Below are 21060 nucleotides of genomic sequence, written 5' to 3'. Positions count from 1 at the left end.
GAACTGACAAAGTTAATGACTTAAATTTAGAACGTTGTTAAATATTTGAATATTATGATAATCCATTTGAAATAGAGATATAATTCGGAGCAACTCAGTAATAAATTTATATAAAAAAATATTTTCTAATCTAATTTGAACTTTCTATACATCGAATCTTTCGAAATATTGCCCATGGTTTGTTTATCGAATAATAAGCAAAGTTGATTTATAATACGATGAACTCAGTATTTCATAGACTTCTTTTTTTACTTTGAATTTTTCAGAATAGCATTGATAGAAAATCTCAAAACAAGTCATAGATTAACAATGATTCTTCCGATCATTCAAAAGACAAGAATAATCATCGTTTGAACTTCATATGAGTAATTCAAAAAATAAAAAGACCAGTCATTTTATTATATATTATCTTAAGTATTGTAGAAACATAATCTTATCAGGCTATCATTAATAAGCTACAAATAATCCAAAATATATTCTCTCTTTTCAAATCTAATTAACTGAGTCAATCTTGTGTCAATCAAATCATGCATTTGGTATGATGTGTATAAATTGGATAAAAGAGGGACGCACTGAAATGTTATTTCCATATCGTAACGATCTTCGTAAATCACTTATTCCATATTTAAAAGAACTTGATGAAAATTCTTGGTACAAAAAATCTGATAATTATCCTAAAACCATAGCTTGGATTATTACCCACATCTCACAAAGTGAGGAATTTTGGATAAATTCAGTTGGCTTTAAAAAAAACAGTGTTCTAACGATTCATAAACATAGTAGCCCAATTGAAATACTTAACGGATACATTGAAGTCAGAAATAATACAGATAATCTCTTAGCAACTTTAGATCCTTCGCAGTTATCAAACATAGTTCATGTACCAAAGTTCTCTGATGGTTGGGTTCCTCCTTCAGAACCAACAATAAATTGGTTTTTTCATCATGTATTTAGCCATGAAGCATACCATGTTGGTCAAATTGCAATCATTGCTAACATCAATGGATTTAAAAAACCATTATTTTAATAACCTAGCCAATCATTTTGTTAAGATTGGTTTTTTCATTAGTCATGATACTGGTATCTATTAAACTTAGTAATTATTAAGTTAGACTTGCTGGTCGTGGCCGATAATAGAACTTTTATTTTTCATATTCACTTGCTCCTGCGCCCATCTCCAAGGCTACGAAATGTTTAATAAGTAGATGAACGACCTGGCTATCATCCAGTTTCATAATTGCGTTGAATTAATTGCTTCACTAATATCCATCTGTGAGTTTTGCTTCGTATATTGGAAACAATAATTAATAAATCTCCAATTAGTGGGGTATATCTAATGGAACGACAAGCGATAGAAAAATTTTTTTATTTTCCTTATGATGATTTTCCAGAATTCGCTCCTGAGATATGGGTATATCTGGAAGACAATACTTATATGTTTGGTTATCTTGATCATTGTCACTGGTTGGGCAATGAAAAATATCCTTATAGAAAAGAGTGTATTACTTTTCAGGACTTCACCAAAGATGAAAACGATGAAATACATGAAACCATGTGGAATGTTCATAGAGACTCCATAATTGAAGTAAATGGACTCATGAGCCCCCAACAATTAATTAAATTTATTTGACTCTTATTGCACGATATTCAACTAGAATGAATAATTATTTTAAGAATCGGGTACTGAATTAGGTTCGTTCAAAGGTATTTTCCCCTATACAGTAGCCTATATCCAATTATGATGCCTTGCTCGCAACGTATTTCTATATGTATTGTTTAGCTAATTGAAACCTTTCCTTTATTGCTTCGTCTAATCCATAAGACCTATAAAAAAATGAAGAAAGGAATAACTCTATGTTTTTTCCAACTATCAAATGTTTCCTGTCTCAATCTATTCATGCAATTAATGACAGTAATAATTGTCTATGTGGATTCACCTACAATTATTCTGAAACTATATTTAGAAATGAATTAAGAAAAATAAAGTTTATACATGTTAATGACATTACATGTAAATCATGTAAAAATTCGTTAAGATATTTAAAAAGAAGTAAATAGTTTCACTGAGAATCGGTGATTATTCAGATTTTAATTACTCCAATTACTTAACCTGAAATACCGATATTTGTTCTTGCGTGCTTATATAGTAGCTATGGTCTTCTGTTATATTTACCATTCGAATAATTCCTTTGATACAAACCCAATTTTCCAGCTGAAAGATCGTTTATTTCAATATAGGTTTAATTTTGTTATCTTCCATATATTTCATCCTGCCATTTGCAGAGATTGTATCCTACCAATAAAGTAATCTGTATCAACTCTACTTAGGCATATGGCTTTATTAATAACGCTATGGTTAAAATAGTTACCATATATAAGGTAAATTCTAATGAAGTCATAACAATCTCTTCGAAGTCATCTATTTAAAAGCACATTCATAGTTACTAGTAACTATGAATAAGTTAGATATAAGACTTTGGATGAGTTAACCAAATTTGTCCATCCTTCTGATAACTCCATAATGCTATAACCACTTTCATCCACATACCAAACAAGGTGCTTTCGAAAAGCAGCTGATTGAACATTTACAGGCTCATTAGGAATTGCTACACTTTTACTAACAAAAGGACTCCAACCAAATTCGATGTTAATATTGACATCTATTTCTTGAGATGACTGATTATAGATCTATACACCAAATTTTTTTCATCGGTAAACCATACTAATCCATCAGTCATTGGTTCACGAGGAGGAATAGATAGATAACCTTCATAAAAGGTATGTTCTCGGAATTTCGCCCACTTAAAAGTAAAAATGACAAGAAAAAACCGCTTTTTAAAAGCAGCTTCCTTGTTGTCATATAAAATACTACCTATGTAGTGTAGGTACATTTAGTAAATATGAAAATCACTAAAAGAATATTGTGGTAATGTGATTTGAAACTTGGTACCTCTTTGACTACTTTCCACAATATTAATATCTCCACGATGTTCAAAAACTACTTTCTTGACAAATGGTAATCCTAATCCTAACCCATCTTTTTTAGATGTAGTGAATGGGTCAAAAATACCTTCCCAGTTTTCTGCTGGTATTCCCATACCTGTATCCACAATAGTGATGAAAATTTTATCTGCCTGGATATCTGTAAAAATCATGATTTCTCTTAAAATTTCTTCTTCAGGAAATGCTTCAATACTATTTTTTATTAGGTTAACAAATACTTGTCTTAAATTCGTTTGATTTACAAACGCTTTTAGTGTCCTATATTTTCGATCAAAGCTAATCTCTACTGATTTTTCTTTAGCCATTTCATTTGTAATTTTGATTGCTTGTTCGATAACTATATTTATATCATCCATCGTAAAGTCAATCGATTGATCATTTATATATTTTGAATAATTTTGAGTTAATTCCTCTAATTGTTGCGAAGCGAGTTGAATCATCTCATTCATTTTTTGATCTTGTGAAGATATTGTGGTTGACTCATTTAATAATTTGGAATAGCCATTAATTATTTGTATATTATTTTTCACTTCATGAACTAGGCTTGCAGTAAGATTCCCTGAATAATCTAGTTTCTTCTGTCGCTCCATTAAACGATTGTAGTTTACTGCCATGACTGTGTTCATTCTTACAAATGAAAAGATAATAATGACAGAAAAAATGATGACCCCTAAGCTACTGAATAATGTCCCTGTTTTAGGAATGAAGTTTAATAACCCTGATAAAAATAGTAAAAATGAACAAAATGAAAACGTACCTAGAAAATCTTTCAAGTATTGATTTTGGATATTCCTTGAAATCAAATAAGTAAACAAAACAAATATGATAAAGCTACCTGTATGATAGGTGTACAAAAATGAAAGTTGCCCATATTCAGGGAAATAGGAATAGGTATTTGTGTTTATTATCTTGACTTCCGTTAAACCTGCAACTCCTAATTTTGTCATATTAATAAAATAGACAAAAGTGCTCCATATAGTTAATAATATCAATAATTTACGATTAAAGATTGATAATAGAAATCGATTATAAAATTTATTCTTTATATTTATTGAATGCTTCTTAATAGATACATAAGATAAATAAAAAACCAAGGGAATCATAAAGGTTGGTCCTGCCCTAAAAATCCTGAAAAACCATAGAATAACATTTTCGGGAAGTATTTCTTTTAAATATAATGAGGCAATATCTAGTTGCCAAAAGCCGATGGAAAGCATATAGAGAAGCAGAGCATACCCTAATTCCGAACCTTTATATATTTTTAATACGGAAATTGCCAATACGACTGGAATAATTCCAATAATAGCAATTAAAAATGCGATAATCACTTTTCTGCTCCCCACTCTAACGATATCTTTTTATATATGCACATGCATTATTTCCTCCATGCCCATGATTGGTAACGGCGACTTCGTTCACTTCTTGGAATCTAGTTTCTTGAACAATATTCATCTCTTCAAAACCTTCTTTACTTGTTCGAATAGTTGGAGGAATAAATCCATGATTTATACTTAATAAAGAAGATATAACTTGCAATATTCCTATGGCTCCATAAGGGTTTCCGATCATACTTTTAATGGAAGAGTAAGGAACCTCATGATTAAATAATTCTTTAGAACAACGCTCCTCTATACGATCATTGGTATTAATCCCCAATGCCTGACTATTTATATAGTCAGGTTTTCTACCTCTAATTACTTCATTTAAAGCATTAAGCATCTGTTCACCCGTATTATCTAATGTATAGATTGAAACCCCATCATTATTTGAAACGATATTTTCAATTTCACCTAAGATGGGCACATTCCTCTTCAAGGCACTTTCTTCTCTTTCGAGAATCACAACACCTGAACCTTCCGAAATAGCGAAACCAGAACTACGTTGACTAAATGGTATAGCACCATCTGCTAATGTTTGATTAAGTGCAATCGCTTTTGTTTTGGCAAATCCGTAGGTAGCCATTTTATCGACTAGACTATCTGTACCACCAACAATCGCGATATCAATCTCACCACTTGTTAAATAAACCATGGCATCTTGAATGGCTTCTAAACTAGAAGTACAGCCAGTGGTTATCGTTTTTGTTATTCCTTTTGCTCCTAAAAAATGAGCAATCCCTGATGTAATACTATGATAATTGACTATATGAGAAAAATTTATTGGAATTTCTCTATATTTATCTTGATGAATCTGTATTATCGATTCCTGAAACGCCATTTCTCCCATTGCTCCTAATGAAGTTCCAATAAACACTCCAACTCTCTTGTCAGAAAAGCCAGATAAATAAGCTTTGTCTAATGCTTCTTTTCCTGCAGACATACCTAGAAGTGTAACCCTTGGATATCTCTTAAAACGCTTATCAGTCTCCTGCTCTTGCAAACTTCCGTTTATACGTCCAATTATCGTTTCCTCACCATTTGGTGAAAGGTCGGTAATACTTTCTAAACAGCAGACCCCTTTTTTTAAATTGGATAAAAATTGTTCAATATTATTTGTTTTTGGTGCTTTGACACCATACCCAGTAACTACAATTTTCCCCAATGAACATACCACCTTTTTAATATAAAAAAATCTATATAAAAAATTATATAGAAAACAGACCAGTTATCCTAGTTAATTTTAGTGTTATAAAAAGAGAATTGAGAGGACTCGGCCACTTATTTAACCCGCTATTTATCACTTGTTCCCAACATATTTATTTTCCAATTTTTCTATCAAACATTTTTGATAAAGTAGCACTTTTTGATCTAATTGTTGGCTTACGTTTAATATCTCTCCTTGAGAGTAACTATCTGCATTTTTTGCTAATTCATATAAGTATAAACGCAAGGAATTTATTTCCTGCTCTAATAAAAATAGGTTCATGAAAAAAACCCCCTTAGAATACTTCCATTTAATAGTAACATTTTCCCTCTCGGATTTTTACCTTTTTTACAATTTTCTACAAAAACAGGAAAATTTTAATCACTCTTTTTGCCCTGAGGTGGTTTAGTCTTTTGACAATCTAGCACTAAAAATAAAAAAATAGCACTTATCCTTGACTCAAGATAGTGCGAGGTTTTCAATATAATTTTTTAATTCTTTCGTGTATAACGCAGTGTAATAAATATTATTAACTTCTACTAAAAATACAGTTTCAACATCTATAACTAAATACCTTTGTTCTTTCTATTAAATTAATTTTGAGTTAAGGAGTAATCTCTACATCCCTACGTTCTATGTTTTTAGAACATGAAACGAATATTGTCAAAAGAATGATAACAAGTACGATTTGAATAGAAGCAACAACTTTCTTTCTCCTCTTCCTTGTTTAACTAAACCGTTTCGCATTAGTTTAAGTACCAAATTTCGCAATCTATCCTACACTGGATCATAGGTATCCAATTTCCACTAAAAGTCATGCCCAATAACGTTGCCCGATTGTTGAACAGAATAATTCGCAATTTTAAATAACTTTATCGTATTACAGCTTTTGTCACTTAACAGTGAAATCAGGCCCTCGAATGTCTCATAAGATATTTCTTAAGAGTCTTATCGTTGTAAAATTCTTTCGTTTTAAAGTCACAACCTGCTTAGCGATGTAAATTTGAGATCCTTATATAACTGATAGTACATCTATATAGGCGCAATATTGAAAAGCGTATTGTTACTTGAACTTTTTAAAAGAAAAAACTGGACCCAAATAGTTAGAAGTTCCTAACCTCTGGATCCAGTTCATTTTTTATTTATCTACAAATACTTCTTCTCCATTTGCTTCAAGCGTGTATGAATGCGCTCTTGCTGCTTCTTCAATTTCCTTATATGCCCAATAGGAGGTTGGAACGTCTGTAAATAACTGGGGTTCAAAACAAGATTTCTCTAAAGTTGGAGAAAACAAATATACTGGTGTTATGGAGATTTATTTACCTAAGGAAAAAATGTATCAAGATAAAATCAATGTAGATTTAGCGATTAATAAAATTATTGGGGTCAATGGAAATTGGAATTATAATTTTGATGTAATTAAGACAGAGAATAAATAAAATTTATAAGGCAGTAGATAATTAACCCAATAGGTTTTTTGTCTACTGTCTGAATTTCAGAAACTCTCGACATAAAATGTTTTGTCTCAACTTCTTAAACTTGTTTTAGAAATTTCTATGTTGTAATGCATTTAAATCTGATTTCTTTATATTCTCTTCTAAATATTTCTGTAGTTGTAAATCCAGTTTCACTTAAATACTGGACCATATAATTGCTGGTAAGTGTTATTCATTTTTATACACATTTCCAATTTCTTCTATATTTTTCTTTGTCAATAGCTATAGCAGCTACTGGCTTCAGGAACGGCAGGAAAATGCGATTTTGTTGGTCGACCAACTACTCGAATTAACCAGCTTCTTATTTTTGTTGTCTTTATGGAATCATTGTATAGTATAAGTTTATTCGCAGTTTCTAAGACCACGTCTTGAGCATCATCATGAGAGATTCCTAATTTCTTTAAATAATGATAAACAATATTCTGTTCAGTAGCATTCTCTTAATCGATCCGGAACATTCATTCTTTACCACTCTGCAAAGTATACAAAAACTTGAAATGTTCTTGTTGTTAAAAAGCTACCATTATATCAACAAATTTTCCCCCTTGAAATTAATCTTCAAAGGGGGTTAAGGCATTTCATTGTTAAATATTATTAAACAAAAAAGTGTTATTTTGCTCAGGTCCAGGATCGATAATTTTAGAATTTTTGTTTCATCTAATTGAATCAACACAAAATAGTATCATCAAGTTTTTGCTTGGCACCACAGTCTTTGCAAATGACTTTCCAAATGAATTTTATTGTAATTAGCATCAAAGTGCCAGGTTTAAGCTATCAAGAGATTGTGTCTTTAAAACAGCTTACTTTCCCTCTGACTAGCTCATCCCTCGGTTGATATTTTAGTATATAAACATATCGATTTGTTGTTGCATATTCATTGCAATGCTACTTAATGATTCTGCGGATCTTTTTATTTCTTCCATTGCAGCGTTTTGTTGTTCTGAAGTTGCAGCAATATTAGCTGTATTGTTAGAAGATTCTTGTGCAACGAAAGATAGTTCATTAACCTTAACTAAAACTTGATTAGATTCTATAGATAGTCTTTCTACTGAATTTGAGACTAAACTGATTTGATCAGAAACACTTCTAGCAGATAAAAGTATATTTTTAAAAGCATCTCCTGCACTTTCTACTACTCTCATCCCGTTTTCAACTTCAATTGTTCCTAAATCAATTGAATCTACAGCACTTTTGATTTCATTTTGAATATGTTGAATTACATTGGCGATTTGATTTGCAGATTTTTCCGATTGCTCTGCAAGTTTCCTTACTTCATTAGCAACTACAGCAAACCCTTTCCCACTTTCACCCGCACGAGCTGCTTCTATCGTAGCATTTAAAGCGAGTAAATTAGTTTGAGTCGCGATCTCTGATATAACCTTAACAAAATCTCCAATTTCTTTAGATTCCTCTCCTAATGCATTGACAATGAAGGATGATTGCTTAACTGTTTCTTTTAAGGTTCTCATTTGGTCAGTAATAATACCTATGTGTTCTTCTCCGACCTTAGCATTATTTAACATTTTGACTGATTGACTTGAAACTGTGTTTGATGTGTTAACTATGTCCTTTATATCATTAGTTATTCTGTTTATAGACTGAGAACTGTCCTTGGTAACCTTTTCTTGAGATTCAATGCCGTGTGCAATTTCTTGTATAGATACAGTAATTTCATTTGTCGATAGCAGCGTTTGCTCTGAACTAGCTAACAATTCCTGCGAGGCTGCTGCCACCTGCTCTGATGTTTCACCTACACTTTGGATCATCTCTTTTATATTTTGTACCATCTTATTAAATTGCTTGCTTAATTTCCCCAACTCATCCTTACGAGTTTCATTTAATTTAACATTTAATTTTCCTTCTCCAACTTCAGAAATAGCCGAAAACAATTCTTTTACTGGAGAAAATATTTTTCTTAAAGTGAAAAACTGAATACTCCAGATTACTAGCAGTAAGATAACTAGAGCTACTGTCATTTTAAGAATTAATTCCTGTTGTCCATCCGTTATTAAACTAGCATCGGTATCCACTCCAAATATAGCAATAACCTCCCCATTTTCATCAATTATTGGTTCTAATGTTGTCACCCATGTTCCTATCGTATCGGTATAGACTTTAGTGGAAGTTGGTTTTTTTTCTTTTATGAGACGTTCAGCAGCATCTATCCAAAAATCTGATTGTTCAAGCATATCTCCTAATTTCACTTCTTCAATATCCATTAGATGTTTAGGTCCCGGTAGTATCATTGTTTGGTTCCCATTTACAATTTCTGCTCCAAATAAATACCCCTGTGCTACATTCTTATTACCATCTGAAAGTTTGGTCAGATTATTAATTAACTCTTTATTTGATGTTGAATTTTTATCATAATCATGGAGTGCATTTTTGACCAATTCTATTTTTAGTGTATTCTTCCATAGAGAAGTAACACCCTGTGCCTGTTCGACAATATTATTCGTCATTACGGTTTTTTGAATAAAATAACTTGCTAAAATTAAAATACATCCTAAAAGAACCGAACTAGTAATAGTAAATAATAAATTTTTACCGAATAATGATTTTGTCATAGAATAGTCCACCTTTGGTTAAAGTTAAGGTTAGTAATTTCCTTGTTTATCGTGCTCTTTTATTTTATTAAAATTATTATAATATAGTAAACTAAGGATAACAACAATATTCAGAAAATTAATTCAAATAAAACATCTTATCATTTATGATTTGGTCATAACTAAATTTTTCACCTCATTTCTCTTAAATAACTAATTTGGTGAGTACAACTAGATGCATAAATGAAAGGTTCGTATTTCACACAAAAGCTTGGACTAATCGAAAGTATGAGTCAAAGTGAGTTATTAAGAATTCACAATTCATGTTACTAGATGATAAATTTACAAAATACTCCTTATTTACGAGTGGTGAGGTAGGCATTCGTACTCCTATAAAAATATACTAATTTTCAATTCACTAAAGTTTGGCGCGTAAAAAGTGCAGAAGTGGTACGAACATTACTGGAAACACTCGGTTTTAATACCTCATAAATCTAAATCTAGGTAATGGAAGTTATAAAGGAAGTTGGACCATCCAATTTACCGTTTATTGCTGAGAAATTAGAGCTTGAATACGCTAATATGAGGAATGGAAAGGTGATCTATGGAAGTTCATATTTGAGAAAAGAGAAAGGTGATTTTAGATAAGTCTTAGTTTAGAATATACAAAATTGATAGAAATCTAGAGTATCACTTCGATGGAGACTTAGACAAAATAAAGGAATTTGTTCAGACCATAAATAAAAAACTAAAATAATATTGGAAAATCTTCATTAAGAAATTTGTAGATTACCTCTCTAATAAACAGAAGGAATTAATGATGGAAGATTTAATTATAGAACATGTCTCTTATTTACGAAATATACAAGAGGAAAAGGTTTTACCATTTTGTGGTTCTTGTATTAATGGTACAGCTGTTTCTCATCATGGGATCCTAGCAAATTTCGAGATGATGAAAGCCTTGTTTTCCTACGCTAAGGAATCATCAACTTTTGTTTTTATTAAATAGGATGGCGCAAAGAATTTTAACTAGCTATTCTTATATCAAAGGTAAGGTGTAATTAATTGCTCCCATCCCATACAAAATGGCGTTAATTATAATATTTAGAGCACTTGCACATTGTAGTTGGTCTTGCAAGTATAGCTTGGTTTCGTATCTTACTAGGGGTTTTTTCTTTATGCAAGAAAAAAGACAATTATGCTAAGCATAATCGCCTCTTAATGGTTAAGGTATTAACACTATCGTTGTACTGCGCAGCAAATGATTTTGTTTTGGTAGTTGTTCTTCTTAAATATAAGCCACCATTTGGACATAATAACCTCAACAGAAAATTATAAAAACCTTTTTCGATTATCATTTCCTTAAAGCTCAGTAAGAAAAGTGATTCTTATAAAATTTATGAATCGCTGAAGCGCTCCTTAATTGTTAATCTAACGTTTTTTTAATGTAGAAATAACTGGGGTTATCAAAGAGTTATTAATTAGAGGCTATTATTCTATTTTTACATATTTTTGCTTTTCTGAAGAAGTTTAGATTCTCCTGTCCGTTCCCATTCTTCTACTGTTTCATATGCTCTTTCAGGAGAATACCCTTTTCCAACAAGAACTCCCATTAGAATAAATTCTTGTAAAATATGTGTAGCATTGATACCTCTTTTAACGTCCTCAAGCCCTTCGTAAACTAAATATTCGGTGTGCTTTATCCACTCATCTGGTGTCTTACCAAAAACATCTGTATGGCCATTTCCATGACCTTCTTCCGCAGCCATTGCATCACCTTTGGTAACATGGACAGACCCAAATGGATGGTTAGGGGGAGCATATATCGAATAAAGTTTAAGTGGAATATTACCTGTATTAATTAGATTATGCCATGTACCCGCTGGTATAAATATTGCATAATCATCATACACATTTCTCTTAAAGTTTAAATTGTTTTTACTCTTTCCCATTTGAACAATCCCTTGTCCCTGTTCAATACGTAAGAATTGATCAACGCCAGGATGCATTTCCAAACCGATATCATCTCCAACATCGATACTCATTAAAGTAGTTTGTAAATGTGATCCTGTCCATATAGCTGTACGATAAGTATTGTTTTGCTTTGTTGCTTCATTGATATTAAAGACAAAGGGTTTTGTTCCATAATCTTTTAACACAATACTTCTATCACCATTGAAAGAGTGATAAGAGTAGCATCTGCTTTCGTTAGGATAAGTCCAGTAAGGTGGTTGTATGCCATAGTTAAACCTTGGTGCATTAACATAATAAGGATATTGATTTGGATACATATAAGGATTATTGTACATTTTTACCTCAATCCCTTCACAGTTTATAAAATTATCCTATGCACTTGTTAAGAATGTGTACTGCGAGATAAGAATACTTGTTTAAAGAATAATTTGTGAAGAGAGGTAAAAAGCAAAAATACAAGAAATGAACTATCACAGCTACCCAGACTTAAAACATAAGATAAGTTGATGATAAACAAAAGGAGGACAAACATGAATTCAAATCATTATGGTCCACATTATTATGATTATTATCGTATGCCAAATGACATTCAACTTGTAAATGATATTCAGAAAGCCATAAATGCAGAATATAGTGCTGTTGCTTGTTATAAGAAGTTAGCCAAGTTGGCACCTACAATGGATGAAAGGAACAGAACTCTTGAGAAACAAAAGGATGAAGAACGTCATCTCGAAGAATTCAGCAGAATTTATACAAACTTAACAGGAAATAAGCCTTCATTTCAAATTATTGAGGAATTTCTAGACAATTATAGAGCAGGAATAGCATTTGCTTTTAAAGATGAACAAGAAGCTGTTGATTTCTATTTAGATATAGCTGATAAAGCAAAGGATCCGATTATTAAAGAACGGTTTCGACGCGCAGCTGCAGACGAACAAAATCACGCTGTATGGTTCTTGTCTTTTTTAAAAAATCTAAGGCAAACAAACATCAATAGGCAAATCAATAATTACGGTGCTAAAGGGGCATTAAGTGTTTCAACATTAACTTTACCTCAAATGTTGACGTTTGCCCTTCAAGACGAATACCTAGCTCAAGCAAGATATGATAATATTCTGGGAAACTTTGGATATATACGTACATTTGCACAAATAAAAGAAGCTGAAATGAGGCATATAAATGCTTTATTACCACTTTTTGAACGTTATCAGCTACCGTTACCTGAAGATAAATCGCAATCATTTGTTACAACTCCAGAAAGTATTAAGGCAGCATATGCTGACGGCGTTCAGGGGGAAATAGACAATATTTCTATGTCTGAAAGGTTTTTATCACTTAATATTCCTAATGATATTCGAACCGTTTTTTCTCAACTACGTAATGCCTCTTTAAATCATCTTTCAGCATTTGAAAGAGGTCTTGCAAGAATTTAAATAATTGAAATTTTGACAATTACATTAGGATTTAAAAGTTATAGAAGGGGATTGTCCCCTTCTGCTTCTACAACCTTATGCTCATTAACTAAAGTACATTCTTTCACAAAATGCCCTCGAAAATGAACATATTGCTGCGCAGTAATAATCTACAACGAAATTAGGGGGTTACACTACAATCTGGCCCTTTTCATGAAAAAAACGCTATTCTTATTTCAGAAAAGCTCTCGGTTAGTTTAAGTACACTTTTTTACAAACTAGAAGGATATGGAGTTGGCAAAAACAAAATTTTTTTCTAAAGAATTAGGGGGTAATATGATGCTACCCTTTTTTAAAAGATAAGAAAATATAAAAAGTGCGCTTTCTAATCCAGCTCTAAGCGCCAAAAACTAGGCACTTCACAACTAGCCCTACGATAAATCATCATTGGTTCGCCAGCTTACCGTGATTCCATTATCACAGTTGATTTGCTCCAGTCGTTACGTTTTTAAACAGGCGCTCTGCTCTTTTGTTACTATTTTGGTCAGCTGCTGAAAATTTTTTCGTTAACAACTATGCAAGAAAATCGAGAACCCGCTTCATCACAAGTTTCGTCGCGTCAGCATCGTAAGACGGTAAACTGCTGTCGGTGAAGAGATGTTCCTTGCCTTCGTACAGAAAAAGTTCAGCGTGATTGGCCGACGCCACAAGCTCACGGGCCGCGTTGATGTCGCCGTCTTCAACGAAAAAAGGATCTGCACTCATGGTGTGAATTTGCACTGGCAAGTCGACCGGCCACTGAGATTCGAACGCCGAGGTCGGGAGGCAGGCATGAAAAAACAGTGCGCCTCTGGCACCTTCACGAGTTTGAGCGAGCTGCTGTGCTGCCGGGACACCGAGTGAAAAACCAGCATAAACGACATCTCGTGAAAGCTCGCTGGCTGCCCGAACGCCACGCGCCGTCACTTCGTCAAATCCGATTTCCTTCACAAATACCAAGCCTTCCTCCAGCGAGGAAAACATGCGGCCGTCAAATAAATCTGGCACGTGCACAGTATGCCCCGCTTCTCTCAGTTGATCGGCGATTGCTTCAATCCCCTTCGTTCGACCTAAAACATGGTGTAACAACAAAATTTCTGCCATCGTTTATTCCTCCAATTTAATGAATTTCATATGTCTAAATTTCGACAATAAAGCTTGTTTAACCTGCCAGAACTTTACGATTTAGAAATATCTACCTTAAGAAAAACCCTCCCCTTGCTTTTTCAATAATCCAGCCCCTTTACTCCCTGAAGGAATGAAAATAATTCAAAAATAAACAAGTTATGTATAAAAACTTGAATATTTTTGGCATAATGTGATCCTTACTTAAGGAAGGATCGCTCCCCCGTTACTTTAAGTAGAATTCTTCACAATCTAATTCTCCTTAGAACAATAAAATCCATCCTTATTCAAAGTATCATATTTATTAAAATCAATAAGAAACCCTCTTCACACATTAAAATCAAGAAAATCATATTAAATCTTTAATCGGGAAATAATACATGGGAGGTGAAAATATGGATACGGAAAAGTTGCAACTGACATCTTCTGAAATTGGTTCATTGTGGGGTGAATATATAAACGGAACAGCGGTGGACGTAGTAAATAGATATATGTATTCAATAATTGAAGATGAAGCTATAAAAGCAATTTTTCATGATGCTCTCAAAACATTCGAACAACAAAAGAAACAAATTAAGACTTTTATTGAGAATGAAGGATTTCCCGTTCCAATTGGATTTAATGAATCCGATTTGTATTTAGGAAAACAGAGATTGTTTACAGATGCATTCTGCCTGAATTATATACACGTAATGACATTACATGGATTATTAGGGCATATCACTGCCTTAAGCATTTCTGTTAGAAAAGACTTAAGGGATTTTTATGACTCATGTGATAATGATGCAAAAAAGATGTATCACCAGACGATTGAGTTATTGCTTGATAAAGGACTTTTTCAAAGAGATCCCTTATATTTTGCAGATGAACACCCTCAATACATTTCAAGCAATGATTTCAAAGATGGCTTTTTGGGAAAGGGTAGAACGCTTGCTGCCACAGAAATCATTAGTATTTCTATTAACATCAAAAAAAGTATTCTCGCTAAAACCCTTTCTATCGGATTCGCCCAGGTGGCAGGATCTAAAGATGTAAGAAAATTTTTAACTGATTCTGAGAAAACGGCGGATGGACAAATAAAAGCATTAGCAAAAATATTACAAGCTGATAATCTACCAGTCCCAAAATCATTGGAAACTGAAGTGACCATTTCAACTGACTCCCCATTTTCTGATAAATTATTAATGTATCACATGGGGTTTTTGTTTCAAGCTGCACAAAATTATCATGGTGCAGGTCTTGCATCAGCCATGCGAACAGACCTAGTGACCACATATGAGGCAACTATTTTACAAAATCTTATGCTTACAAAAAACTGGTTTAAAATTATGATAAAGAATAAATGGTTAGAACAACCCCCACTTGGACCGAATAGGAAGGAAATTGCAAAACAAAAATAAAGAAATTGTGCCCTTCCAAATCGGTCGGGCATTTTATTTTTTAGAAGAGCCTTCTTCCACAAAACTGTCCCTTTAGGTTTAAGTGCATTTTTTCACACTCTCACATAATATCCAGTTTTGTTTAAAGACTTATTCCATTAAATGGCCTGATTGTTGAATCAGGATGACTCCTTTTTTAAACAACTTTATTATTTCTACACTATTCCTAAATATCTCGAGAGCACTAGCACCTTATATTCATTCAGATTCCCATGTTAAATAGAAAAGCCTTGTAGAGATTTCTCTTCACATAGCTTTTCGAAAGGTATGTCAATTTACATTACCAGATTTCTAGATGGTTCCTGCGACCTTAGTTCTTCTATCTTCGTTATATTTTTTTACCTATTATTATACAAAATGATAGGATGAAACAAAAAGAGATAGCTATACAAAAAGAGAAAAGCCCGACAGAGATTTCTCTCTATAGGGATTCTTGGACAATTTCTTTTGCATCTTCTGGATTAGCCCCCATTGAGCAAAGCTTTTGATATATATCGTTAGTTAATCTAGTTATTTCTTCATTTGAGAGCTTACTCATTTTTTCATCTCCTTTCACAATTACTAAAACGAATTAAAGGTGATTACAAAAAAACTTATTTTTTTTAGTAGGCATCTTGAATATAAAAAAGCCTTACTAATTGCTGTTTTACTGATTCATAGATTCCTAGAAATGATGGATATATCTCCACCAACTAGAACTTCCCTTTCATATTAAATATAATCTGCATTATCATCAACTGGGTATAGTTGACTAACTCCTACAATTTTTGATAGGTCCATTCCTTTTTAGTCTGCACGATCATCTGTTTGAATAAGATTATTTATTTTATATTAATCCTATTTTATAATCCTCATTAAAATAATTTTTCCTAAAATTTGGTCCTCAATGCTTTTCCATATAGTAGGCTGTTCTATAAGCACCCTCGGGTATTTTATAAACGCTATCAACTTTTCCGATACATAGACATTCTTTGTTTTAAACTTTTGGCAACATTTACCCAATCCCTAGCATTAAAAGGAGCTGTTGACTGGACACCTAAAGAAGGTGCTTCAATCGTATTAGTTGAGGACCTATTATTCTATTTAAAATTAGCTACATTACATCATTAGCATCATTTTTAAAAAAATTCTTACAAACAATTAACATTCAAGCAAAATACTAATATATTGATTAAATGTTTATCTTTCTTTCTTTTTGTCTAGAATAATGATACTAGATTTAAACAAGGAGGAGTTAATAATGAAAAAGAAGGAATTTGCAAGCTTTCAGGACCTGTTTAACAATTTCAAAACAAGAACAGGTAGATCAAATTCAGAGTTAGCAAAAGCTATAAATAAGTCAACTGGTTACATTTCTTTGATTTTGAGAGGGCACAAAATCCCTAGCACTGAATTAGTTAGTGATTTTTGTAAAGAGTTTAATGAGGATGAACAGTTGTGGATTAGGATAAGAGAGAAGAGCTTAAACATTCGTGAGGAACAAAAACAGGGAAAAGGGACAACAAAAATTACGAAGAAAAAAAATATAAATAAGTCAAACGTAATAGTGGACAATCAAGATAAAGAATTAAAAAATGTTCTTCAAACTCAAAATATAGTACCAACTGTATCTAACTTATTTGACCCTAACGTTTTAGCTCTCGCTGAAAAACTACAATCACTCCCTAATCAAATTCGGGAGAAGTTAATGGATGATGTTCATAATGTGGTTGAACAAAGTATTGATGGTTTACTACCCCGAATTAATATAATGGAATTTAAAGAAACTTTAGACAAAGTTTTTAACATGTGGAAAACTCAGTGTAATCCAAGTGCAACGGGAAGTTCAATCGATCAAACCCTTCATCTGGAAATGGAAGGGAAGCTAGAATTAAACAATGGTTCATTTCTAATTGAATTAGTTGCAAACAACTCTTACTTGTCCATCAAAACGAAAAAACATGATAGTGATTATTTAAATGAGTTTCTAGCTTGTTTACCCGGATTACACGTTACCTTCGAAAGTAATGGAAATCTCGGCAAGTTGCTCAATCATATTCCACTTTATCATTTAGTGGTTCTAAATCCTAGTTCTCTAGTTAACGAACTAACTGCCATATTATCTAAACATAATAGTCCGTCTGAAAGTGTTACGGTTACTAACTTTTCGGTAAATCAGTATTTAAAATACGCTTAGGCAGATACCTGATACGATTCATTCTTATTTATACAAAATCATACTTAATGAGGAAATTTGTTCCAGAAGAAATAGTAGTGATGATACGAATTCAAAAGAAGCAACGGTAAGAGCTCTACATTGCTTCTTTATATTTACGTTTGAAAGGTTGAAAAAACTATACTTATTGATACGATTATTCTGGAAATCAGAATATAACAATTTCATCAAATATTTCTCAAAAGATACCCCTAAAGAGATAAAAAAAGAAAAGACCTTTTTGTCATTTGTTTAGTTCAGCTAGGATTTTGTCGATATTTACTTTTTTTAATATTCTCCTAATTTTCTTCTTTTTTAAAGTAACAATGAAATTGTTGGGTATTTCTTCGTGAAAATTGACTCCTAAGCTTTTCAAATATTTGATCTCTTTATGTTCAAAGTATTTGGGAAACCTCCTAGCTAAGAACCGCTTAAACCTCAAATCAACACATCCCTTGTGGTTTTGTCATTAACTATAAACAACTTCTCATTTTTTTATACCCATTTGATTATAGTGGTCGTCGACGGACTAATAAATAACTGCTCGACAGGCCTATACCAAAGCGTTTTAAAAATTAGGTCAAAACAGGTTTCTAAATAATTGATGGTGTCTGGCACCGTTCACCCATGTTTTCATCATTTTGAAAGCTTCCATTCATCTTCTAACTTTAGAACTTGTTCATATAAAGGTTTTCCAATCCTATAATCATTGGCAATGAGGATATCCATGTAGGGCTTGATGTGATCAATTACCCCATTTGACTTTGCTAAACGTAATATCCCTATAGTGCCAATAGGTGTAAGGAAAAAATTTTTCGCCATATTTCTAGCAGCTCTTTCATCTATCAAGACAAATTTTGTGTCTAATTCTTTTCCTCCTACGATTGTTTCCAACTCACCATTATGAAGTTTTCCGTACATGTGTTAAACCAAAAGCTCATCCTTTACAGTATAAGGAATAACCTTTTCTCCCTTTACAGCCTCTAGAATTTCAATTCTTCCATAATCATTTTCATGATTGCTATTCGTAAGTTCTTGAAGAACTGCTTTTGGAACATATACTTTATCGAATAGTTCCCATAATATTGATAGCTTCCCAATTATGGAGAGAGCAATGATAGGACTAGTATTTGATATAATTGTTTTCATTTACTTTAACCCATCCATATATTTTTGAATTGCCTGTTCATCTTCCTCTAAATGTTCATCTGTGTACTCCATCCAAGTGATCCTTTTACTACGAAGGATATCGATAAAGTTAGCAAGAGGAATACCCGCAAGCTCAGCCGCACGCTCTAAAGTAACTGTCCGATCAACAAACATTCCGATAGCAAGTGATAAGCGTACTTTTTCCTCAATATTTTTTCCGATGACGCTTTTATCCAGGATTCGGATCATTTCATTTGGTAAACGAACGTTCATATCATTTGGCTCTAACATTTATATTCACTCCCTTTTTATACTTATTCCAACCTGTTATTAACCATATTTTATCATATTCCGAGCATATTCAACCGTATAAAAAATTACCCTATCTGTAACTATTATCGAACTTACTTGGATTCATTTTCTTCCTTCTCTTCATGGTGAATGGCACCTTACTTTTGGGCTGGGGTAGCAATGATCATGAGAACACCACTGAAAACAAAAAATAAAAGCCCTGCAGAGATTTCTCTCCCACAGAGCTTGTCAAACGAACCCCATACTAATTTCTAAATATCTGGATGGGATCTAGCATCCTATGTTCATTAGATGTAAGTGAAAGAAAAGCAGTTTCAGTAAAACTTCCAAGGGAGCGAGCCATGTCCGTATATCGGTAGCTTTTATGTCTTTATCATATTTCCAAGGAGAGGAGAGGTATGGTTTAAGTGTAATTCGGTTACTCAGATTCTTTTGTGGACTATATACTGCTTGGTGATCATTTTACATTCATGGATGGATCTCTATACCCCATTTTTTTTAAATGCAAAATCATGGCTTCCGTTGGAATACGTAAATAGTTGGGTGTTGAATTCAAACTTTTATGTCCTCCCTTCATATTCGAGATAAATTCAATGTTAGTTCCCCTTGCAAACATGTTCATTGCAAACGTCTGTCTACAAACACGAGGGTTTAATCTTTGCGAAATCCCTGCCTTTCTGCCTAGTTTAATAGTAATTTCATAGATGGAAGTAGGGTGAAGACGACCACCCGAATGGTTCAAAAATAGAGGATCGGTATCAACGTAAGATCGAGTTTGTAAATAATCCTTTAAGACTATGGCAGTCTCTTTTGAAAAATGTACTTGCCGTATCTTTTTTCCCTTTACATTAGCTTTTTGCTGATCTAAATAGACATCTTCAATGGATAGGTTCGATACTTCCGATTGCCGACAACCTGAAGAAAAGAGAAATAAAACTAACGCTTGATCACGAAGAGATAGGCCTTTTGCCGCTAGCATCACTTTAGCATACTCATTTTTATTAAGAAATTGAGGTAAGGATGGCGATATCTTGGGTCTCCATCTTTTTTTCATGACCGTTTTCTTTATATAATCCTTCTCAAGACAAAATTGAAAAAACGAAGTAAGGGTGGAAAGAAAAAGATCAATTATCCTGGCTTTTTTACCTGTAGAAAATTGAATTAACCAATGTTGGACATCGTCTGAATGTAACTGATCGATAGGAATAGGACACTCCCTAAAAAATCGCTCTAATATCCACCGATATTTCTTAATCGTGGCTTCGGTCTTATTTGCTAGTTGTAAATTTAATAAGTATTCATTTAAGATGGTTCTGGTTGGTTTTGATATGACTTCGATGGTACTTGTCGAATATTTTCTTATTTGATTCATCATTCTATTAACCTCTTTTCTATTAATATTTGAAACTAAATAATCTGTTAATATCATTGTTAACGGATATTTCTTTTTAATACACCATTTTTAAAATAATTTATTACTAGTTAAAGAGAAATGAGAAAGAGTATCACAAATAAATTTGACAACTTTATACTTCTTTCTAAGTAACTCAGTTTCACTTCCATTGATGCTATGCAGCAACTTTATTCAGGCGCACTATAAAAAGCCCTGCAGAGATTTCTCTCCACAGAGCTTTTCAAAAGGTATGCCAGATTATTTTTCCAGATATCTTGATGGTGCCTAGTATAGTAAATAGGTCAAATAAATAGAAAAAGGCCACCGTTTTCATTGTAAAATGGAAGTACCTATCACAGAACTTCCAATATTACTACCCTAACCAAGGAGATGAA

At 32.7% G+C, this 21060-nt stretch carries 14 protein-coding genes and 2 pseudogenes; 6 read left to right on the top strand and 10 right to left on the bottom strand.

All coding sequences use genetic code 11. From position 1 onward, the window contains the following. The first annotated feature begins 577 nt into the window (after nt 1–577). Both ACFSO7_RS21665 and ACFSO7_RS21660 read left to right on the top strand, forming a co-directional pair. A complete protein-coding gene (locus tag ACFSO7_RS21665) occupies nt 578–1027 on the top strand; it encodes a DinB family protein (RefSeq protein ID WP_377879521.1) in 450 nt (149 codons plus the stop codon). A gap of 309 nt (nt 1028–1336) precedes the next feature. Further along, nucleotides 1337–1630, top strand: a complete 294-nt coding sequence (locus ACFSO7_RS21660) for a hypothetical protein (protein WP_377879519.1) — start codon at nt 1337–1339, stop codon at nt 1628–1630. 1261 nt (nt 1631–2891) lie between these two features. On the opposite strand, the gene ACFSO7_RS21655 is transcribed toward ACFSO7_RS21660, so the two are convergent. The 5 genes and pseudogenes from ACFSO7_RS21655 to ACFSO7_RS21635 all read right to left on the bottom strand — a co-directional run. Next, nucleotides 2892–4331 carry a sensor histidine kinase gene (locus tag ACFSO7_RS21655; protein ID WP_377879518.1) on the bottom strand — a complete coding sequence of 480 codons (1440 nt, stop codon included), beginning with the start codon at nt 4329–4331 and terminating at the stop codon, nt 2892–2894. Nucleotides 4332–4347: 16 nt separating this feature from the next. Continuing rightward, nucleotides 4348–5544 (bottom strand): beta-ketoacyl-[acyl-carrier-protein] synthase family protein, encoded by a 1197-nt coding sequence (locus tag ACFSO7_RS21650; RefSeq protein WP_377879517.1) that lies wholly within the window; start codon nt 5542–5544, stop codon nt 4348–4350. A gap of 135 nt (nt 5545–5679) precedes the next feature. Further along, a complete protein-coding gene (locus ACFSO7_RS21645) occupies nt 5680–5868 on the bottom strand; it encodes an aspartyl-phosphate phosphatase Spo0E family protein (protein ID WP_377879515.1) in 189 nt (62 codons plus the stop codon). 2053 nt (nt 5869–7921) lie between these two features. After that, on the bottom strand, nt 7922–8848 hold the full coding sequence (locus ACFSO7_RS21640) for a methyl-accepting chemotaxis protein (RefSeq protein ID WP_377879545.1): 927 nt from the start codon (nt 8846–8848) through the stop codon (nt 7922–7924). 15 nt (nt 8849–8863) lie between these two features. Beyond that, nucleotides 8864–9058, bottom strand: a pseudogene (locus ACFSO7_RS21635) (HAMP domain-containing protein); the annotation flags it as partial. 1390 nt (nt 9059–10448) lie between these two features. Here ACFSO7_RS21635 and ACFSO7_RS21630 point away from each other — a divergent pair. Then, the gene (locus ACFSO7_RS21630) at nt 10449–10637 is read left to right on the top strand and encodes a hypothetical protein (protein ID WP_377879514.1); all 189 of its coding nucleotides are present in this window, start codon (nt 10449–10451) and stop codon (nt 10635–10637) included. Between the two features lie 493 nt (nt 10638–11130). Here the strand turns inward: ACFSO7_RS21630 and ACFSO7_RS21625 are convergent, their stop codons facing one another. Further along, nucleotides 11131–11937: a cupin domain-containing protein gene (locus ACFSO7_RS21625; protein ID WP_377879513.1), complete on the bottom strand. Its 807-nt coding sequence runs from the start codon at nt 11935–11937 to the stop codon at nt 11131–11133. A gap of 195 nt (nt 11938–12132) precedes the next feature. On the opposite strand from ACFSO7_RS21625, the gene ACFSO7_RS21620 reads away from it, so the two are divergent. Then, nucleotides 12133–13035: a ferritin family protein gene (locus ACFSO7_RS21620; protein ID WP_377879512.1), complete on the top strand. Its 903-nt coding sequence runs from the start codon at nt 12133–12135 to the stop codon at nt 13033–13035. A 552-nt stretch (nt 13036–13587) separates the two neighbouring features. Here the strand turns inward: ACFSO7_RS21620 and ACFSO7_RS21615 are convergent. Then, nucleotides 13588–14157 carry a dienelactone hydrolase family protein gene (locus ACFSO7_RS21615; RefSeq protein WP_377879510.1) on the bottom strand — a complete coding sequence of 190 codons (570 nt, stop codon included), beginning with the start codon at nt 14155–14157 and terminating at the stop codon, nt 13588–13590. A 416-nt stretch (nt 14158–14573) separates the two neighbouring features. Between ACFSO7_RS21615 and ACFSO7_RS21610 the strand changes: the two genes are divergently transcribed. Continuing rightward, nucleotides 14574–15578 (top strand): DUF3231 family protein, encoded by a 1005-nt coding sequence (locus ACFSO7_RS21610; protein ID WP_377879509.1) that lies wholly within the window; start codon nt 14574–14576, stop codon nt 15576–15578. A 1279-nt stretch (nt 15579–16857) separates the two neighbouring features. Next, entirely contained in the window at nt 16858–17793 is a 936-nt protein-coding gene (locus ACFSO7_RS21605) for a helix-turn-helix domain-containing protein (RefSeq protein WP_377879508.1), read from the top strand. 654 nt (nt 17794–18447) lie between these two features. Here the strand turns inward: ACFSO7_RS21605 and ACFSO7_RS24045 are convergent. The 3 genes and pseudogenes from ACFSO7_RS24045 to ACFSO7_RS21585 all read right to left on the bottom strand — a co-directional run bounded on the left by ACFSO7_RS24045 (nt 18448) and on the right by ACFSO7_RS21585 (nt 20647). Further along, nucleotides 18448–18960: pseudogene (locus tag ACFSO7_RS24045) on the bottom strand (PIN domain-containing protein). Beyond that, a complete protein-coding gene (locus tag ACFSO7_RS21590; protein ID WP_377879504.1) occupies nt 18961–19251 on the bottom strand; it encodes a UPF0175 family protein in 291 nt (96 codons plus the stop codon). Between the two features lie 478 nt (nt 19252–19729). Continuing rightward, nucleotides 19730–20647 carry a tyrosine-type recombinase/integrase gene (locus ACFSO7_RS21585; protein WP_377879503.1) on the bottom strand — a complete coding sequence of 306 codons (918 nt, stop codon included), beginning with the start codon at nt 20645–20647 and terminating at the stop codon, nt 19730–19732. Nucleotides 20648–21060: the final 413 nt, after the last annotated feature.

The organism is Bacillus sp. CGMCC 1.16607 (genome assembly GCF_042683745.1).
Lineage (GTDB): Bacteria > Bacillota > Bacilli > Bacillales > Cytobacillaceae > Pseudoneobacillus.
The sequence above is the reverse complement of the archived record's forward strand: the minus strand, read 5'-3'. Positions and strand labels throughout refer to the sequence as shown.

What these genes read in the sequence shown, in the direction of transcription:
- ACFSO7_RS21665 (WP_377879521.1), top strand. Translation starts at nt 578, where the DNA reads ATGTTATTTCCATATCGTAACGATCTTCGTAAATCACTTATTCCATAT.
- ACFSO7_RS21660 (WP_377879519.1), top strand. Translation starts at nt 1,337, where the DNA reads ATGGAACGACAAGCGATAGAAAAATTTTTTTATTTTCCTTATGATGAT.
- ACFSO7_RS21645 (WP_377879515.1), bottom strand. Translation starts at nt 5,868, where the DNA reads ATGAACCTATTTTTATTAGAGCAGGAAATAAATTCCTTGCGTTTATAC.
- ACFSO7_RS21640 (WP_377879545.1), bottom strand. Translation starts at nt 8,848, where the DNA reads ATGATCCAAAGTGTAGGTGAAACATCAGAGCAGGTGGCAGCAGCCTCG.
- ACFSO7_RS21630 (WP_377879514.1), top strand. Translation starts at nt 10,449, where the DNA reads ATGGAAGATTTAATTATAGAACATGTCTCTTATTTACGAAATATACAA.
- ACFSO7_RS21625 (WP_377879513.1), bottom strand. Translation starts at nt 11,937, where the DNA reads ATGTACAATAATCCTTATATGTATCCAAATCAATATCCTTATTATGTT.
- ACFSO7_RS21620 (WP_377879512.1), top strand. Translation starts at nt 12,133, where the DNA reads ATGAATTCAAATCATTATGGTCCACATTATTATGATTATTATCGTATG.
- ACFSO7_RS21615 (WP_377879510.1), bottom strand. Translation starts at nt 14,157, where the DNA reads ATGGCAGAAATTTTGTTGTTACACCATGTTTTAGGTCGAACGAAGGGG.
- ACFSO7_RS21610 (WP_377879509.1), top strand. Translation starts at nt 14,574, where the DNA reads ATGGATACGGAAAAGTTGCAACTGACATCTTCTGAAATTGGTTCATTG.
- ACFSO7_RS21605 (WP_377879508.1), top strand. Translation starts at nt 16,858, where the DNA reads ATGAAAAAGAAGGAATTTGCAAGCTTTCAGGACCTGTTTAACAATTTC.
- ACFSO7_RS21590 (WP_377879504.1), bottom strand. Translation starts at nt 19,251, where the DNA reads ATGTTAGAGCCAAATGATATGAACGTTCGTTTACCAAATGAAATGATC.
- ACFSO7_RS21585 (WP_377879503.1), bottom strand. Translation starts at nt 20,647, where the DNA reads ATGATGAATCAAATAAGAAAATATTCGACAAGTACCATCGAAGTCATA.